The 16,284-nt window shown below is 53.1% G+C and carries 15 protein-coding genes; 8 read left to right on the plus strand and 7 right to left on the minus strand.

From position 1 onward, the window contains the following. Nucleotides 1–125: 125 nt before the first annotated feature. The 3 genes from Q7T66_RS01880 to mpl are packed head-to-tail and all read right to left on the minus strand — an operon-like array spanning nt 126 to nt 2,685. Nucleotides 126–716, minus strand: a complete 591-nt coding sequence (locus Q7T66_RS01880) for a chorismate lyase (protein WP_304931711.1) — start codon at nt 714–716, stop codon at nt 126–128. Between the two features lie 8 nt (nt 717–724). Then, a complete protein-coding gene (locus Q7T66_RS01885; protein ID WP_304931557.1) occupies nt 725–1,309 on the minus strand; it encodes a YqiA/YcfP family alpha/beta fold hydrolase in 585 nt (194 codons plus the stop codon). Then, entirely contained in the window at nt 1,306–2,685 is a 1,380-nt protein-coding gene (gene mpl, locus Q7T66_RS01890; protein ID WP_304931558.1) for a UDP-N-acetylmuramate:L-alanyl-gamma-D-glutamyl-meso-diaminopimelate ligase, read from the minus strand. The genes Q7T66_RS01885 and mpl overlap by 4 nt, the downstream gene beginning before the upstream one ends. 73 nt (nt 2,686–2,758) lie before the next feature. Between mpl and Q7T66_RS01895 the strand changes: the two genes are divergently transcribed. From Q7T66_RS01895 to Q7T66_RS01930, 8 genes are all read left to right on the plus strand, one after another. Continuing rightward, nucleotides 2,759–3,376 (plus strand): hypothetical protein, encoded by a 618-nt coding sequence (locus tag Q7T66_RS01895; protein ID WP_304931559.1) that lies wholly within the window; start codon nt 2,759–2,761, stop codon nt 3,374–3,376. Continuing rightward, nucleotides 3,373–3,894, plus strand: coding sequence for a TlpA disulfide reductase family protein (locus tag Q7T66_RS01900; protein ID WP_304931560.1), 522 nt, complete (start codon nt 3,373–3,375; stop codon nt 3,892–3,894). The genes Q7T66_RS01895 and Q7T66_RS01900 overlap by 4 nt, the downstream gene beginning before the upstream one ends. Before the next feature lie 83 nt (nt 3,895–3,977). After that, nucleotides 3,978–4,415 (plus strand): type II 3-dehydroquinate dehydratase, encoded by a 438-nt coding sequence (gene aroQ, locus Q7T66_RS01905; RefSeq protein WP_304931561.1) that lies wholly within the window; start codon nt 3,978–3,980, stop codon nt 4,413–4,415. Between the two features lie 78 nt (nt 4,416–4,493). Continuing rightward, nucleotides 4,494–4,955: an acetyl-CoA carboxylase biotin carboxyl carrier protein gene (accB, locus tag Q7T66_RS01910; protein ID WP_304931562.1), complete on the plus strand. Its 462-nt coding sequence runs from the start codon at nt 4,494–4,496 to the stop codon at nt 4,953–4,955. Between the two features lie 93 nt (nt 4,956–5,048). Next, nucleotides 5,049–6,413 carry an acetyl-CoA carboxylase biotin carboxylase subunit gene (gene accC / locus Q7T66_RS01915; RefSeq protein ID WP_304931563.1) on the plus strand — a complete coding sequence of 455 codons (1,365 nt, stop codon included), beginning with the start codon at nt 5,049–5,051 and terminating at the stop codon, nt 6,411–6,413. 159 nt (nt 6,414–6,572) lie between these two features. Further along, on the plus strand, nt 6,573–7,505 hold the full coding sequence (prmA, locus tag Q7T66_RS01920) for a 50S ribosomal protein L11 methyltransferase (protein ID WP_304931564.1): 933 nt from the start codon (nt 6,573–6,575) through the stop codon (nt 7,503–7,505). Between the two features lie 11 nt (nt 7,506–7,516). Continuing rightward, the gene (locus Q7T66_RS01925; RefSeq protein WP_304931565.1) at nt 7,517–8,746 is read left to right on the plus strand and encodes a DUF3426 domain-containing protein; all 1,230 of its coding nucleotides are present in this window, start codon (nt 7,517–7,519) and stop codon (nt 8,744–8,746) included. 156 nt (nt 8,747–8,902) lie between these two features. Next, nucleotides 8,903–9,835, plus strand: coding sequence for a carbohydrate kinase family protein (locus tag Q7T66_RS01930; protein ID WP_304931566.1), 933 nt, complete (start codon nt 8,903–8,905; stop codon nt 9,833–9,835). A gap of 110 nt (nt 9,836–9,945) precedes the next feature. Here the strand turns inward: Q7T66_RS01930 and Q7T66_RS01935 are convergent, their stop codons facing one another. The 4 genes from Q7T66_RS01935 to Q7T66_RS01950 form a co-directional block, all read right to left on the minus strand. Continuing rightward, nucleotides 9,946–10,488 carry a YggT family protein gene (locus tag Q7T66_RS01935; protein WP_304931567.1) on the minus strand — a complete coding sequence of 181 codons (543 nt, stop codon included), beginning with the start codon at nt 10,486–10,488 and terminating at the stop codon, nt 9,946–9,948. Nucleotides 10,489–10,580: 92 nt separating this feature from the next. Continuing rightward, nucleotides 10,581–11,240, minus strand: a complete 660-nt coding sequence (locus Q7T66_RS01940; protein WP_304931568.1) for a histone H1-like DNA-binding protein — start codon at nt 11,238–11,240, stop codon at nt 10,581–10,583. Between the two features lie 443 nt (nt 11,241–11,683). Beyond that, on the minus strand, nt 11,684–12,880 hold the full coding sequence (locus tag Q7T66_RS01945) for a ribonucleotide-diphosphate reductase subunit beta (protein ID WP_304931569.1): 1,197 nt from the start codon (nt 12,878–12,880) through the stop codon (nt 11,684–11,686). Between the two features lie 132 nt (nt 12,881–13,012). After that, nucleotides 13,013–15,940: a ribonucleoside-diphosphate reductase subunit alpha gene (locus Q7T66_RS01950; protein ID WP_304931570.1), complete on the minus strand. Its 2,928-nt coding sequence runs from the start codon at nt 15,938–15,940 to the stop codon at nt 13,013–13,015. Nucleotides 15,941–16,284: the final 344 nt, after the last annotated feature.

The raw sequence follows: 16,284 nt of genomic DNA on the forward strand, positions 1-16,284 counted from the left end.
ATACTTTGCTTATTAATGTGTTCTTGGAACAGGTTCACTTGCTGATCGATCTCGCTATGGAGCCGATGACTTAATTTGTTGATGAGCTGGTTTTTAAACTTCTTTATCAATACGGTTCGACAAAATCATTCGTGCGGACTTTGTCGGATATTTTTTATCTCGTGCAAAAACACTTCGGTTACCAGCAACAAGCCATTGCCGCGTTGATACAAACAACGACGCGCATACAAGGGGCCATGCAAGACAACACCCAACGCTACTTTCGCTCGCACCACTAATGGGTGCTGCGCAGGCAGTCGCGCATATTGCAATTCACCACGCGCCACCCGCGGATCGCCGAATAAAGTCGTACCCAGCGAACGTTCACCGAGTCGGCCAAAAAACGGCCAGTCGGATGCAGTCGCCGACAAAGGCACTATCGTGTGCGCATACACGACCGGTTTTTCATCGCAGCGCAAAAATACTTCGCGCTCCTGAACTTGTACGCGACGTGGCAACGCTACTTCTGCAAACTCATCTGCCAGCACCAGCGCGTGTTGCTGCGCCAAACGCTGTACGCGAAAATGGTCGCAACGCGCGATCAGTTTTTTAGTCAGCGACATCGAATCGGTCAACCATCCGCGCATTTGCGGCGAAGCTTGCACGCCATTCACATGCGAAAACCATTGCGCCTGCGATAAAGAACGAGAACCGGAACGACTCTTCACACGACGCATCAATCGACTCACTGAAGCGCTCCAGCATCGACTCCGCAGAAGGCCAACACCTCGCCCGCGTATTCCGCGAAATCAGACATGCCGTGATCGCTGCCTTCAATAATATGCTGTCTGGCATTGGCGAATTGCGCCACCATTTCTCGCCAATCTAGTAATTCATCATCAGTCGCGGCGATTAAAAAATACCGTTCTGGATGCGTGATTTTTTCGACCGTCAGTGCCGTCAATTCGTCAATATACGCGGCCTTGAATTCAAATGGCTCGTTCGAGTGATATTGCGTTTTAACTCCAACTTGCGTCGCCAAATCACGCGCTGCAAATACCGCAGGATTGAGTAAAACGGCACGGCATCCCAATTTTTCTGCGAGCCATGTTGCGTAATATCCGCCCAGCGATGAACCGATCAATGTCAGTTCCGACGGGTTAACTTTGCTGGCAATCTCCAGCGCCAATTCCACCGCTTCTCGTGGCGATGCCGGCAACTGTGGACACAGATATTCGTCACCGAGACCCAGCGCCTGCATGTGCGCAGCCAGCAAACTGGTTTTAGACGATTGCGGAGAAGAACGAAAACCGTGCAGATACAAAATCATTGTGCGAGTGCATCCAGAATTTTTTGATGCACACCACCAAAGCCGCCATTGCTCATGACCAGAATCTGGTCGCCAGGCTGGGCGCTTTTTGCGATGCTCGCGACCAAGGTATTCAAATCATTGAAGGCACGGCCTTTGTCGCCGAGCGGAGCCAATGCTTCACCCAAATCCCAGCCCAGCGCGTCTTTGCCATTGCCACTGGCGCCGTAACCAAATACCAGATCGGCATCGACCAGACTGCCGGGCAAGGCTTCTTTCATCGTGCCTAGCTTCATCGTGTTGGAGCGCGGTTCCAGTACGGCGAGGATGCGCGACTTGCCGACTTTTTTGCGCAAGCCAGCGACGGTCGTTGCGATCGCAGTTGGATGATGCGCGAAGTCGTCGTAGACCGCGATATCGTTGACGACACCGCGCAATTCCATGCGGCGTTTGACGTTTTCAAACTGCGCCAATGACGCAATCGCCTGCGCTGGCACCACGCCAACGTGGCGTGCAGCAGCAATTGCGGCCAGTGCATTCATACGATTATGTTCACCGGTCAAAGACCAGTTCACCGTGCCTTGTTTTTCACCATTGAAGAAGACGTCAAAGTTACCGTCGTCATGTGTCGTGATCGCCCAGCCGTTTTGATCTTCGCTACCAAACCATTCAGTGTCGCTCCAGCAACCGCGCTTGATGACGCGTTGCAGGGATTCTTCGCGCGCATTTGCAATGACGCGACCGATGCCGGGAACGGTGCGCACCAGATGGTGGAACTGGGTTTCGATAGATGCCAGATCGGGGAAGATATCTGCGTGGTCGAACTCCAGATTATTCAGGATCGCGGTTTTCGCGCGGTAGTGAACAAATTTGCTACGCTTGTCGAAAAACGCGGTGTCATATTCGTCGGCTTCGATGACGAAGAAGGATGATTCCTTGCCACTGCCGGACAAGCGCGCCGAGATGCCAAAGTTCATAGGCACGCCGCCAATCAGAAAACCAGGATCGTAGCCGGCATCTTCCAGCACCCATGCCAACATCGACGAAGTCGTGGTCTTGCCGTGCGTACCAGCGACTGCGAGCACCCACTTACCTTGCAATATATGTTCGCCTATCCACTGCGGACCTGATGTATACGGCAGGCCGCGATTGAGGATTTCTTCCATCAAAGGGTTGCCGCGCGAGACGACGTTGCCGATTACGTATAAGTCGGGATTCAAGCTGATTTGCTCAGGGCCGAAACCTTCAATCAGCTTGATGCCTTGTGCTTCGAGCTGCGTGCTCATGGGCGGATAGACGTTGGCGTCACAACCGGTAACCGTGTGGCCGGCGGCTTTTGCCAGCACTGCCAAACCACCCATGAAGGTGCCGCAAACGCCAAGTATGTGGATATGCATTGTACAATTTCGGATTGGAATAACGAGATTTTACCCGACGACGGGCTGCTGTCGGCGGGAGTATCATTCGCGCATGTCAACTCATCCCCTATCCAACACCGAATTGCTGCGCGCCGAGATCGCGATAGCTGCGGCCCGCATGATTGCGGAAGACGGCGTCGACTATGGCACGGCCAAACGTAAGGCCGCTAAACAGATACTCGGTAACAATAAAGTTCGTGGCGATGTTTTGCCGGATAACGCGATGCTGGAAGAAGAAGTTCGTCTATATAACGAACTGTTTTTCGGCGATACGCAACCGGCCCGTCTGCTGCATTTGCGCAATTTGGCGGTGCGCCTGATGGGCGAATTGGCGCCGTTTCAGCCACATTTAACCGGCGCGGTATTGAACGGTACGGCTGGTGAGCACTCGGATATTCATCTTCAGTTATTTTCTGAAAGCCCGAAAGATGTCGAAATCTATCTGCTAAATAAGCGTATCGACTTCGAAGTGTCCGAATCCAGCCATTTCAAAGGTCGTAGTGAACCGGTGGAAACGCTCAGTTTTATCTGGCAGCAGGAAGGCGTACATCTCGCGCTTTATGAAACCGACGACCTACGTGGAGCCATTAAAAAATCTGCATCGGGCCGAAAAGAACGCGCAGATATTGAATTCGTCCGTGTACTTATATTAGAAAGCGAACAAAAATGAAGCGAAATAGATTGTTAGTTGGCGTCATTGCCCTGGTGTTTGCAGGCGTCGGCGTGTATTTCGGCACTCAACATCATCTGCCGGCAGAACCAGAATCACCGGCTGTCGCCTCCTTCTATGCGCAGGAAATGGCTGATTCCGACGGCAAGCTGCATAAATTCTCGCAATGGCAGGGCAAAACGCTGATCGTTAATTTTTGGGCAACATGGTGTGCACCCTGCGTCGAAGAAATGCCGGAATTAACCGCACTGCAAACTGAGCTGGCGCCGCAAGGCATACAGATTCTGGGTGTAGGTATCGACTCTCCTAGTAATATCCGAGAGTTTGCCGCCAAATATAAAATCACTTATCCGCTCTACATGGCTGGAATGACAGGGACCGATCTGTCCAAACAGTTTGGTAATCAAACCGGCGGCCTGCCTTTTACCGTGATCATCGGGCCTAAAGGCGACGTCAAAAAGACTTACCTTGGGCGATTGAAGATGGATCAGTTGCGTGCAGATATCCAGGCTCTTTAGCCCGAGAGCAGGATTTGTCCTTGCCAAGGATAACCATTTAGCGGCAAAATGCGGCCATCGTCGTCAAACGGAGTTGCATCTCCATGGCAAAAAACATTCTTTTATTGAACGGCCCGAACCTGAATCTATTGGGTTCGCGCGAGCCTGAGATTTATGGTTCGACCACTTTGGCAGATGTCGAGCGCGCTGCGCTTGAGCAAGCCAGCAAGGGTGGCGCTAAATTGACTGCCTTCCAGAGCAACCATGAAGGTGCTTTGATAGATCGCATTCAAGCCGCAAAAAAAGAAGGTATAGACGCGATCGTGATCAATCCGGGCGGATTAACGCATAGCAGCGTATCATTGCGCGACGCATTGGCCGGTGTGGCGATCCCCTTTGTTGAAGTACACGTATCGAATATTCATCAGCGCGAAAGTTTTCGCCACCATTCCTATCTGTCCGGCATCGCTGTCGGCGTGATCTGCGGATTAGGTGTTGACGGTTACACAGCCGCCATCGCATTCGCACTCAAAAAGCTCTAATTTCTTCCATTTTCTGGCAAATGCCTTATAATTGCCCGCATCTTTAATCATAAAAATTAAATCTCCAAGGAATTTCACATGGATTTACGCAAGCTCAAGACCCTGATTGATTTGGTCGCAGAATCAGATATCGCAGAACTGGAAGTCACCGAAGGCGAAAGCAAAGTTCGCATCGTCAAGTCCTCGCCAGTCCCGCAAAACCAGGTTGTCATGATGCAGCCGCAAGGTGGCCAGCAGTACGCCCCGGCAGCAGCGCCAGTTGCCGCACCGGTCGCAGCGGCTGCTCCAGTTGCAGCAGTACCGTCAGGTCATGTCGTCAAATCGCCTATGGTTGGTAGTTTTTATCGTTCCTCCGCTCCAGGCTCACCTTCGTTCGTCGAAGTTGGCTCGGTAGTTAAAGAAGGCGATACGCTGTGCATTATCGAAGCAATGAAACTGTTGAATGAAATCGATGCAGACGCGTCCGGCGTCATCAAGGAAATTCTGGTCGAAAATGGTCAGCCAGTTGAGTTCGGTCAGCCGTTATTCATCATTGGCTGAGATTGAAATCAGGGAGCCTGGCAGCCATGCCGCTCCCGCTTTCAAGCCGGTTGATTTGATTCCATCCTTATAACGACGAGTCCCGTTCCCACTATGTTTGAAAAAATTCTCATTGCCAATCGCGGTGAAATCGCGCTCCGTATCCAGCGCGCTTGCCGAGAAATGGGCATCAAAACCGTGGTCGTCCATTCCGAGGCTGACCGCGACGCCAAGTACGTCAAGCTGGCCGACGAATCAGTCTGTATTGGCCCTGCACCATCCGCACTCAGCTACCTGAACATGCCAGCGATCATCAGCGCGGCAGAAGTCACCGATGCTGAAGCAATCCATCCTGGCTACGGCTTTCTGTCTGAAAACGCCGACTTTGCAGAACGCGTAGAGCAATCCGGCTTTGTCTTTATCGGTCCGCGCTCAGAATCAATTCGCATGATGGGCGACAAAGTGTCGGCCAAACAGGCCATGATCAAAGCAGGCGTGCCCTGCGTGCCGGGTTCAGAAGGCGCATTGCCGGACGATACCAAGGTCATCATTCAAACTGCACGCCAAATCGGCTATCCAGTCATCATCAAGGCAGCTGGCGGCGGTGGCGGACGCGGTATGCGCGTGGTGCATACCGAAGCCGCATTGTTGAACGCAGTGACAATGACAAAAGCGGAAGCCGGTGCTGCATTCGGCAATCCTGAAGTCTATATGGAGAAGTATCTGGAAAATCCACGTCACGTGGAAATCCAGATTCTGGCCGATGAACACAAGAATGCAATCTGGTTAGGTGAACGCGATTGCTCTATGCAACGTCGTCATCAAAAAGTACTGGAAGAAGCACCAGCACCAGGCATTCCACGCAAAACCATAGAACGCATAGGCGATCGTTGCGCAGAAGCTTGCCGCAAAATGGGTTATCGCGGCGCAGGTACGTTTGAATTCCTGTACGAAAACGGCGAGTTCTATTTCATCGAAATGAATACCCGCGTACAAGTTGAGCATCCGGTCACAGAAATGATTACCGGCATCGACATCGTGCAAGAACAAATCCGTATCGCTGCTGGCGAAAAATTACGTTACCGCCAACGCGACATCGTGTTGAACGGCCACGCAATTGAATGCCGTATCAATGCTGAAGACCCGTTCAAGTTCACACCATCGCCAGGCAAGATCATTTCCTGGCATGCACCTGGCGGTCCAGGCATTCGTGTCGACTCGCACGCTTATGCCGGTTACTACGTTCCGCCAAACTACGATTCGATGGTGGGCAAAGTGATTTCTTATGGCGCCACCCGTGAACAGGCAATCAAGCGCATGCAAATCGCCTTGTCTGAAATGGTGGTCGAGGGCATCCTCACCAACATTCCTTTGCATCGTGAGTTGATGGTGGATGCACGCTTCATCGAAGGCGGCACCAACATCCATTACCTGGAACAAAAGCTGGCGGAAAAACCGGACTTGTCGAAAAAAGGATAATCGACGGACGCAAGCTCCTCGATTTCCAGTCAATACGCCGGAATGGCCGTAACCACAGCGACGCTGTTGTTACGGCCAGTATCATTTAAAATCCATCATCCTGCCGACTCAGGCATCTAGCCAATATAATAGGCTGCACCATAATTCATTGAGGTATTCATGAGCTGGACCGAAATTGTCATCGAAGTCGCCCGTACGCATGCGGAATCCCTATCCGATGCATTGATGGACGCCGGTGCATTATCGGTCTCGGTAGAAGATGCGGATTTCGGCACTGATGCAGAACAACCGCTGTTTGGCGAACCCGGCATGGAACCGAAAGAAGCGGCGTGGGAAAACAGTCGTGTCGTCGCGTTAACATCCGCAGACGCAGACCAAGCTGCAATCGTCGTTGCTGCAGCCAGCGTCGTTGGCTTGGCTGCCAGCGATGTGAAATTCACCTTGCGCAAAGTTGAAGATCAGGATTGGGTACGTTTAACCCAATCGCAGTTTGAGCCGATTCATATAGGCAAAAATATCTGGGTTGTCCCTAGCTGGCACGATGCCCCCGATCCAGATGCTCTGGTGCTCGAACTCGATCCCGGCCTGGCCTTCGGCACAGGCAGTCATCCAACTACTCGCCTTTGTATGGAATGGCTGGAAGCGAATGCTCCAGTCGATTTGACCGTGCTCGACTACGGCTGCGGTTCAGGCATTTTGGCGATGGTTGCCAAAAAACTCGGTGCAGAAAAAGTCGTCGGCATCGACATTGATCCGCAAGCAATTGAATCCGCCATATTCAATACCGAACGTAATCGTTGCGAAGTCGCGTATTACCTGCCGGATGATTTTGCAGAATCTGGCCACGCGCATACCTTTGACGTCGTCGTCGCCAACATCCTCGCCAATCCATTAAAACTGATGGCGCCTATGCTGGCCGGACGCGTCAATCCTGGTGGTCAATTGGTATTGTCAGGCGTGCTCGCTACGCAAGTTGATGAAGTGACCGCAGCCTATGCGCCCTTCCTTAAACTGACGGTGTGGAAAGAGCATGAAGGCTGGGTCGCTTTGGCCGGCCGCTCATCTTCTGCTACACAGTCGTCAGCCAGCTAATAGCAAACGCCATGGCACTCGCGACGCAATGTCCCCACTGCCAAACGACGTTCCGCGTCGTACATGACCAATTGAAGTTGCGCGCAGGCTTGGTACGCTGCGGCCACTGCAAAGAAATTTTCAACGGCATCGAGCATTTACTGCCGCCACCAGATGTAGAACCAATAAAACAGGCAGCGACTGCTGCCGAACCAGCCGCTTTCGAAGCTGCAAGTATTGCCTCTGCTCCCGCGGAATTCAGCGTTGCACAAACTACCGACGAGTCGATGCCAGGCGCAGAAGCTTTCTATGCTGTCGATACTACTGCGCCTGATACGACAACTGTCGCGGAAGACGAGATTCGAGAAGAAGCGAATCACACTCCTAGCGACCACATCGATTTCGATATTCCCGAACCATTCGAGCCGGAAATCGATAGCAAGCCGGAACAACAGACAGAACCCGAAGTAATAAAACGCGAAGATCCTTTGCAGCGCATGACGCTGGTCGATTTCACGCGCGAATATCCGGAAGAAAACTCCAGTACGGCCCAGGCAAACACAGCCGGGCAAGAACTCAGCAATGCAGAAGATGGCCCGGCTTTCGATACGAACAGCAAGGATGATCTCGACGAAGCGATCGAGGACTTGCAACGCAAACCTTGGCGCAGCAACAAAAAGTCGGCTAAGGGAAAAGCCAGCAGTATTCAGGAAGAAGACACCGAATCGTTTGACGACGATGAGCCGACCTTCGTTAAACGTGGCCGCCGCAATCAGCGCTTGGGCAGAAAAGTGCGTATCGCGCTCGGCATCGCCTGCTTTGTTTTATTGATTGCAGCGCTGGTGCAAGGGACGTATGTATTCCGCAATCAAATCGCCGGCATGTTCCCGCAGGCCAAACCATTTTTGACGCAAATGTGTGATGTGATTGCCTGCCGCATAGACCTGCCTGCGCAAATTGCTTCGGTTTCAATTGAATCCAGCGAGCTGCAAACTCTTGCCGAAAACAAGGAATCGTTTGTACTCACTACGCTGCTACGCAATTACAGCGACACGCTGCAAGCATGGCCGCACATCGAGCTGACCTTGAACGATGCAAATGAGAAGCCGCTCTTGCGCCGCGTTTTCAAACCCGCTGACTATTTGAGCGAAAGTGAAATACGCAAAGGCTTTGCCGCAAGTAGCGAACACAGCGTCAAACTGTCTTTTGAACTGGCACAGATCAAGGCATCCGGCTATCGCGTGTACTTGTTTTATCCTTGAGCATGCGATCTGCTTGACGATGTGAGCGCTGACGCAGGGTCACTTTTAGCTAGTCTTTAAATTTTTTTGTCCAGGCCAACAATCACTCCACAAAACAAGCACGGTGTATGATGGCGACCAATTTCCTATTCCCATTGATTTTTATAAATTAAGCCCATGAAATCACTCATCTGCGGTTCCCTCGCCTTCGATACGATCATGTTGTTCCAAAGCCGTTTTTCCGAAGCGCTGCTGGCGGACCAACTGCATAAAATCAATGTGTGCTTTTTTGTTCCTGAAATGCGCCGCGAGTTCGGCGGTTGTGCTGGGAACATCGCGTATAACCTGAAGCTGCTCGGCGGCGATCCGTTGATCATGGCAACCATCGGTCAAGATGGCGCGACCTATCGCGCGCACCTGGAGAAATTACAGATTTCTCAGCAGTGCATCAAAACCATAGATACGTCTTACACCGGCCAGGCATTCATCACGACCGATACCGACAGTAATCAGATCACGGCATTTCACCCAGGCGCGATGACCTTCGCGCACGAAAATACAGTGGCAGAAGCGGGCGACATCGCGATCGCGATCATTGCACCGGATGGCCGCGACGGCATGCTGCAGCATGCGCAACAATGCGCGGACTTGAACGTACCGTTCATTTTTGATCCAGGCCAAGGTTTGCCTATGTTTAACGGCGACGAACTGAAACAGTTCATCGACCTGGCGACCTATGTTGCAGTGAATGATTACGAAGCAGAATTATTGACAGAGCGCACTGGCTTGTCGCTGGCGCAAATTGCAGAACGCGTATCAGCGTTGGTGGTGACACGCGGCGAACAAGGTGCAGATATTTTCACCGGCGGTGAACATCTGGCGATCCCTTGTGTGAAAGTGGATAAAGTCGTGGACCCAACCGGTTGCGGCGATGCCTTCCGTGCTGGTATGTTGTTCGGCTTGACCAACAATCTGGATTGGGCAACGACGGGACGTTTGGCCAGTCTGATGGGTTCGATCAAAATCACCCATCAAGGCCCGCAAAACCACGTCTTGTCACGCGCAGAAATCGAAGACCGCTTCCATCAGGCGTTCGGCTATGGTTTCTGATATTGAATCTCAGATAGGTTCTAAGATTGACTCCAGGATAGCTTCCTAGATCGATCATAAGATGTAATTCTGCTGGAGGCGCTCAGCCGTCAGCAGATATCTCAAAACTTTTACAGCAGTGACGCCACGATAGTCGTCACCAGTTCAATCGCAATACGCAGCAATATCAAAGCCACCAGCGGCGACAAATCGATAGTACCCAGCAGGGGCACTATCCGGCGCAAAGGTCGCATCAGCGGATCATTCAGCGCGCGTACAAACGGTGCCAATGGTGCATGTGGATTGACCCAGCTGAAGATCACTTCAATCAGTAACAAACCAATCAGACCGTACAGCGCCCAATGACAAATACGCAGAATTGTCAGCAGTAAGATCGCATGTGGTTCAAAGCCGCCACGCAACCAAACTTCAACCGCAGTGGCGAGCAACGCAACCAGGAATGCACCTATCAAGCTGGCCCAATCGTAGCCACCAGTACCCGGCAATACGCGACGCAAAGGCCGCACCAGCCAATCCGTCAACTGATAAACAAATTGCGCAATTTCCATCGGTGGACGCACGCGCACTGCCTGCATCCAAAATCTGAGTAACAAGGCACCCGCCAATACGATGGCGACGGTATCAATAATCAGCGTAAATATACTGTCCAGCACAAAGACTCCTTCAAAAAAAAACCGCTGTGCGACCTAAGCCACACAGCGGATTGTGCCTGAATTTAATCAGGCGCACCCAAGCGAACCTGGATTTACGGACGAGTGCCCGTTGGAAACGGCCAAGCCGCTGCCGGGTTCAATACCGTTTTTACCGCAGGTGCTGCCACTGCTGCTGGCTTAGCTGCAGGCTTTTTAGGCGCTGCTTTTTTAGCTGCAGGTTTTTTAGCGACGACTTTTTTAGCTACTGGCTTTTTAGCCGCAACTTTTTTAGCTGCAGGCTTCTTAGCTGCTGCTTTTTTAGCGACGACTTTCTTGACCGCTTTTTTAGCTACAGGCTTTTTAGCTGCTGCTTTTTTAGCCGCAGGCTTTTTAGCTGCTGCTTTTTTTACGACTTTTTTTGCCGCTTTTTTGGCGACCGGTTTTTTAGCTGCTGCTTTTTTAGCGACGACTTTCTTGACCGCTTTTTTAGCAACTGCTTTTTTTGCCGCTTTTTTTACTACTTTTTTAGCGACTACTTTTTTAGCGACGACTTTCTTGACCGCTTTTTTAGCAACTGCTTTTTTTACCGCTTTTTTAGCGACGACTTTCTTAACCGCTTTTTTAGCAACTGCTTTTTTCGCTACTGGCTTCTTGGCGACTGCCTTTTTAGCCACTGGCTTTTTAGCTGCTGCTTTTTTAGCGACAGGTTTTTTAGCTACTGCTTTTTTGGCGGCCGGTTTCTTGGCTGCTGATTTTTTTGCTGCTGTTGCCATTTTGTTTCTCCTTCACGTGATGGAAAAAATCAAGCTTCTATTGGAAACCCGCCGATTCCATCGCGATGGAATCGGCGGATTATTCATCGGCACAAGCGTACTCTTGCTTGCGCTAATGAATTTGGCACCAGCTGAACTGCTGCATCCCCTCACTTATGCAGCACTTCAGCCTTACATGACTATGCGTATTTCGTAGCGACGCTACTGCATTAGCCAAAAAAAACGCCAGCACTCATGCCGGCATTGGAATTCTGTTTCAGAAAAAACAAACCTTTTTTAAAAGAAAAAGCCGCCACACCTGACTGAATCAGGTGGTGCGGCTTGAGCAGATGAGATCTTATAGGTCTTCTACTGTTCATTAAATTTGGTTGTTGCCTTTCCTGTTTTTGCAGTCTTGTGATTCATATTTATGCGACTGCATTTTAAGGTGCTGCTCAACTTGTTCATTCCCAGTTGAGCGCGCCACCGGTCTGGTATTCGATGACACGTGTCTCAAAAAAGTTGCGCTCTTTTTTCAGATCGATCATTTCGCTCATCCAAGGGAAAGGGTTTTCCTCTTGTTCGAACATCGGCTCCAAACCGATTTGTTGTGCGCGACGATTTGCGATGAATCTCAAATAGCCTTTGAACATCGGAGCATTCAATCCAAGCACTCCACGCGGCATTGTATCCTCTGCGTAACGATATTCCAACTCTACTGCGCGTAAAAACAACGCTTTGATTTCTTCGCGAAATTGCGGCGTCCACAAATGCGGATTTTCGAGCTTGATCGTATTGATCAAATCGATACCGAAATTACAGTGCATCGATTCATCACGCAAAATATATTGATACTGTTCTGCTGCGCCCATCATTTTATTTTGACGACCGAGCGCGAGGATTTGTGCGAAGCCGACATAGAAGAACAAGCCTTCCATCAGACACGCAAACACGATCAGCGAACGCAATAATGTTTGATCGTTTTCTGTCGTGCCAGTCGTGAAATGCGGATCTGTCAGCACATCGATAAACGGAATCAGGAATTGATCCTTGTCACGGATCGATTCGATTTCGTTGTAGGCGTTGAAGATTTCGCCTTCGTCGAGACCCAGCGATTCCACGATGTATTGATACGCGTGCGTATGGATTGCTTCTTCAAACGCTTGACGCAACAGGTACTGGCGGCATTCAGGCGCAGTGATGTGGCGATAAGTACCGAGCACGATATTGTTGGCGGCCAGCGAATCGGCTGTAACGAAAAACCCGAGATTGCGCTTAACCAAGCGGCGTTCATCATCGGTCAAACCATTAGGATTTTTCCACAGCTCGATGTCGCGCTGCATGTTGATTTCTTGCGGCATCCAGTGATTTGCGCAACCAGCCAAATACTTGTCCCATGCCCATTTGTATTTAAACGGGACCAATTGGTTGACGTCGGTCTGGCCGTTGATGATGCGCTTGTCGGCGGCTTTGACGCGCCGTGCCGCCGGCGCAGCAGCACGGGTTTGGGCGGAAGTCAAAGCGCTGTCGTCAAGCATGCGTGGCGCCGCTTGGGACTGTTGTAAAGAAAGAGGCGGAAGCGCCATCGAGCGGCCTTCGGGCAAGCCGCCGCTCAAAGAGTTTTGCAACGATGGTTTAGTTTCTTCGTCCCAGGTCAACATAGATGTTTCCAATAGGTTGGATTATGAAAGCAGGGATACAAAATGAAAAGTGTTCATTCACATCGCTGTAAATTAGTGTTGCTCAATTACATCGAATCGGGCACCGGATTTTTCCGGTGGTGCGATCCTTTTTTATTGGCATGCTTCGCAACCGGGATCGTCGATGGCGCAAAACTTGATGTCGGTTGCGGGCGATGCATTGAGCTGCGCGTGCGCTGTTGCCGCGGCCGCATCGAGTGCATTCATGCTGCCGGTGTCATCGGTATTGCCGGAGGCGACAGCATTCATCTTGCCGGCTTTCACGGTGGATTTTTCGGCATGGGTGGCACTCATGGTGCGCAGGTAGTAGGTGGTCTTCAGGCCGCGCAGCCAGGCGAGCTTGTAGGTGTCGTCGAGCTTCTTGCCGGACGCGCCCGCCATGTAGATGTTGAGCGACTGCGCCTGGTCAATCCATTTCTGGCGGCGTGATGCCGCTTCGACCAGCCAGGTGGCGTCCACTTCGAAAGCCGTGGCGTAAAGCGCCTTGATGTCCTGCGGCACACGGTCGATGGGGCGCAACGATCCGTCAAAGTGCTTGAGGTCCACCACCATCACGTTGTCCCACAGGCCCAGGCGTTTGAGGTCGCGTACCAGGTAGTGGTTGATGACGGTGAATTCGCCGGACAGGTTGGACTTGACCGAGAGGTTGCCGAAGCAGGGCTCGATACAGGCATCCACGCCGATGATGTTGGAGATGGTGGCGGTCGGGGCGATGGCCACGCAGTTGGAATTGCGCATGCCGTCTTTCGCGATTTTCTGGCGCAGCGCATCCCAGTCCAGCGTCGCGGAACGGTCGACTTCGACATAGCCGCCGCGTTCCCTGGCCAGCATGTCCAGGGTGTCCAGCGGCAGGATGCCCTGGTCCCAGAGCGAACCCTTGTAGCTGGTGTACCTGCCGCGCTCCTTGGCCAGCTCGGTCGATGCCCAGTAGGCGTGGTAACACACGGCTTCCATCGACTTGTCGGCGAATTCGACCGCCGCATCCGATGCATAGGGAATACGCAGCTCGTACAGGCAGTCCTGGAATCCCATGATGCCCAGACCGACGGGGCGATGGCGCATGTTGGAATCGCGCGCTTTTTTGACGGCGTAGTAGTTGATGTCAATCACGTTGTCCAGCATGCGCATGGCGGTGGTGATGGTTTTTTTCAGTTTCTCGTGGTCAAGGACCGAACCGCCGGTCGAGCCGTCGGGCGCCTGCTTGAGGTGCTGGACCAGGTTCACGGAGCCCAGGTTGCAGACCGCGGTTTCGGTGTCGCTGGTGTTGAGCGTGATCTCGGTGCACAGGTTGGATGAATGCACAACGCCGGCGTGCTGCTGGGGCGAGCGCACATTGCAGGCGTCCTTGAAGGTGATCCAGGGATGGCCGGTCTCGAACAGCATCGACAGCATCTTGCGCCACATGTCGATGGCCTGCAATTTGCGGGAGGGCTTGATTTCGCCGCGCTCGGCTTTGGCTTCGTAGGTGGTGTAGGCTTTCTCGAAGTCGGTGCCGAACTTGTCGTGCAGGTCCGGCGTGTCGGAGGGGGAAAACAGTGTCCAACTGCCTTTTTCCATCACGCGGCGCATGAACAGGTCGGGAATCCAGTTGGCGGTATTCATGTCGTGTGTGCGGCGGCGGTCGTCGCCGGTGTTCTTGCGCAGCTCCAGGAATTCCTCGATGTCCAGGTGCCAGGTTTCCAGGTAGGCGCAGACCGCGCCCTTGCGCTTGCCGCCCTGGTTGACCGCCACGGCGGTGTCGTTGACCACTTTCAGGAAAGGCACGACGCCTTGCGACTCGCCGTTGGTGCCCTTGATGTGCGCGCCGAGCGCGCGTACCGGGGTCCAGTCGTTGCCCAGCCCGCCGGCGAACTTGGACAGCAGTGCGTTTTCCTTGATGGCGTCGTAAATGCCGCCCAGGTCATCGGCCACCGTGGTCAGGTAACACGACGACAACTGCGAACGCAGGGTGCCGGCATTGAACAGCGTCGGCGTGCTCGACATGAAGTCGAACGAGGACATGATTTCGTAGAACTCGATGGCTCGTGCCTCGCGGTCGATTTCGTCGAGCGACAGGCCCATCGCCACCCGCATGAAAAAAGCCTGCGGCAGCTCGATGCGCTGCTTGCGCACGTGCAGGAAGTAGCGGTCGAACAGGGTCTGTAGGCCGAGGTAGTCAAATTTGAGGTCGCGCTCGGGCTTGAGTGCCGCGCCCAGGCGGGCCAGGTCGAACTGGAGGAGTCTTTCATCGAGCAATTCGTTCTTGACGCCTTTGGCGATGAATTGGGGAAAGTACTCGGCGTAACGCGTACGCATGTCTTCCTGGGGGACTTCCTCGCCCAGAACTTCCCGGCGAATCGTGTGCAGCAGCAGGCGGGCGGTTGCGTAGGTGTAGTCCGGGTCTTTTTCGATCAGGGTGCGCGCCGCCAGAATGGAGGCCTTGTAGACTTCGTCGATCGGCACGCCGTCGTACAGATTGCGCATGGTTTCAAGAACGATGGGGTCGGGCTTGATGTCGGCGCCCAGACCGGCGCAGGAGGCTTCGATCAGCGCCTGCAGCCGGCCGATGTCCAGCGTGACCCTTTTGCCACCGTCCAGCACATGCAGTGGCGGTGCCTGCGTTGCCACCTGCGGCTGGCGGGCGCGCTCCTGCGTGCGTTTTTCGCGGTACAGCACATAGGCGCGGGCGATCTCGTGGTGGCCGCCGCGCATCAGGCCCAACTCGACCTGGTCCTGCACGTCTTCTATATGGAAGGTGCCGCCGCCCGGGCGTGAGCGCATCAGCGCGCGCATGACGGCCTGGGTCAGACCGTCCACGGTTTCACGCACGCTGGCCGAAGCCGCGCCCTGGGTGCCATGCACCGCCAGGAAGGCTTTCATCATCGCAATCGCGATCTTGTTCGGCTCAAAAGGAACGACTGCGCCGTTGCGGCGGATGATCTGGTAATGGGCAAGCGTGCTGGATTGGGTGTTGCTGCCGGTGGACTGGGGTGCGACCGGCATGTCGGTGGAGGCGGGTGCTGCGTGTGGGGCTGTTTGCATGACTTCCTCGTTGTGCTTTGTTGTTGGGCGAGTTCGATGTGATTCAGGGCAACTGGAGAGGACTGACGGTTGCCGGCTCGTGGGTGCTTGTTCCTTGGGTTGCGGGGGCCCGAACACATTCAATTGAGTAGAGGGCTTGGACACTATACCTAGTGTCTGGAGTGATTTCAAGCACTACAGGTAGTGTATCGGTCCTGTATCGCCCCGTCACGTCCGGGTTACTTTTTGTGGCTTTTTTTTCAGGTGAAAAATGCACATCTTTGGGTCATCGTGCGTCTGTTGCCGGACTGCCCGCTATCCGCCGACTGCGTGCCCGACCACGTGTTCATGCGCCTTGCAGGACG

The organism is Herminiimonas sp., assembly GCF_030655415.1.

Excerpts from the sequence above, each read along its gene's own strand:
- Q7T66_RS01945 (WP_304931569.1), bottom strand. The coding sequence starts at position 12,880 with ATGTTGACCTGGGACGAAGAAACTAAACCATCGTTGCAAAACTCTTTG.
- Q7T66_RS01900 (WP_304931560.1), top strand. The coding sequence starts at position 3,373 with ATGAAGCGAAATAGATTGTTAGTTGGCGTCATTGCCCTGGTGTTTGCA.
- accC (WP_304931563.1), top strand. The coding sequence starts at position 5,049 with ATGTTTGAAAAAATTCTCATTGCCAATCGCGGTGAAATCGCGCTCCGT.
- Q7T66_RS01895 (WP_304931559.1), top strand. The coding sequence starts at position 2,759 with ATGTCAACTCATCCCCTATCCAACACCGAATTGCTGCGCGCCGAGATC.
- Q7T66_RS01950 (WP_304931570.1), bottom strand. The coding sequence starts at position 15,940 with ATGCAAACAGCCCCACACGCAGCACCCGCCTCCACCGACATGCCGGTC.
- Q7T66_RS01880 (WP_304931711.1), bottom strand. The coding sequence starts at position 716 with ATGCGTCGTGTGAAGAGTCGTTCCGGTTCTCGTTCTTTATCGCAGGCG.
- accB (WP_304931562.1), top strand. The coding sequence starts at position 4,494 with ATGGATTTACGCAAGCTCAAGACCCTGATTGATTTGGTCGCAGAATCA.
- mpl (WP_304931558.1), bottom strand. The coding sequence starts at position 2,685 with ATGCATATCCACATACTTGGCGTTTGCGGCACCTTCATGGGTGGTTTG.
- aroQ (WP_304931561.1), top strand. The coding sequence starts at position 3,978 with ATGGCAAAAAACATTCTTTTATTGAACGGCCCGAACCTGAATCTATTG.
- Q7T66_RS01940 (WP_304931568.1), bottom strand. The coding sequence starts at position 11,240 with ATGGCAACAGCAGCAAAAAAATCAGCAGCCAAGAAACCGGCCGCCAAA.
- Q7T66_RS01930 (WP_304931566.1), top strand. The coding sequence starts at position 8,903 with ATGAAATCACTCATCTGCGGTTCCCTCGCCTTCGATACGATCATGTTG.
- prmA (WP_304931564.1), top strand. The coding sequence starts at position 6,573 with ATGAGCTGGACCGAAATTGTCATCGAAGTCGCCCGTACGCATGCGGAA.
- Q7T66_RS01885 (WP_304931557.1), bottom strand. The coding sequence starts at position 1,309 with ATGATTTTGTATCTGCACGGTTTTCGTTCTTCTCCGCAATCGTCTAAA.
- Q7T66_RS01925 (WP_304931565.1), top strand. The coding sequence starts at position 7,517 with ATGGCACTCGCGACGCAATGTCCCCACTGCCAAACGACGTTCCGCGTC.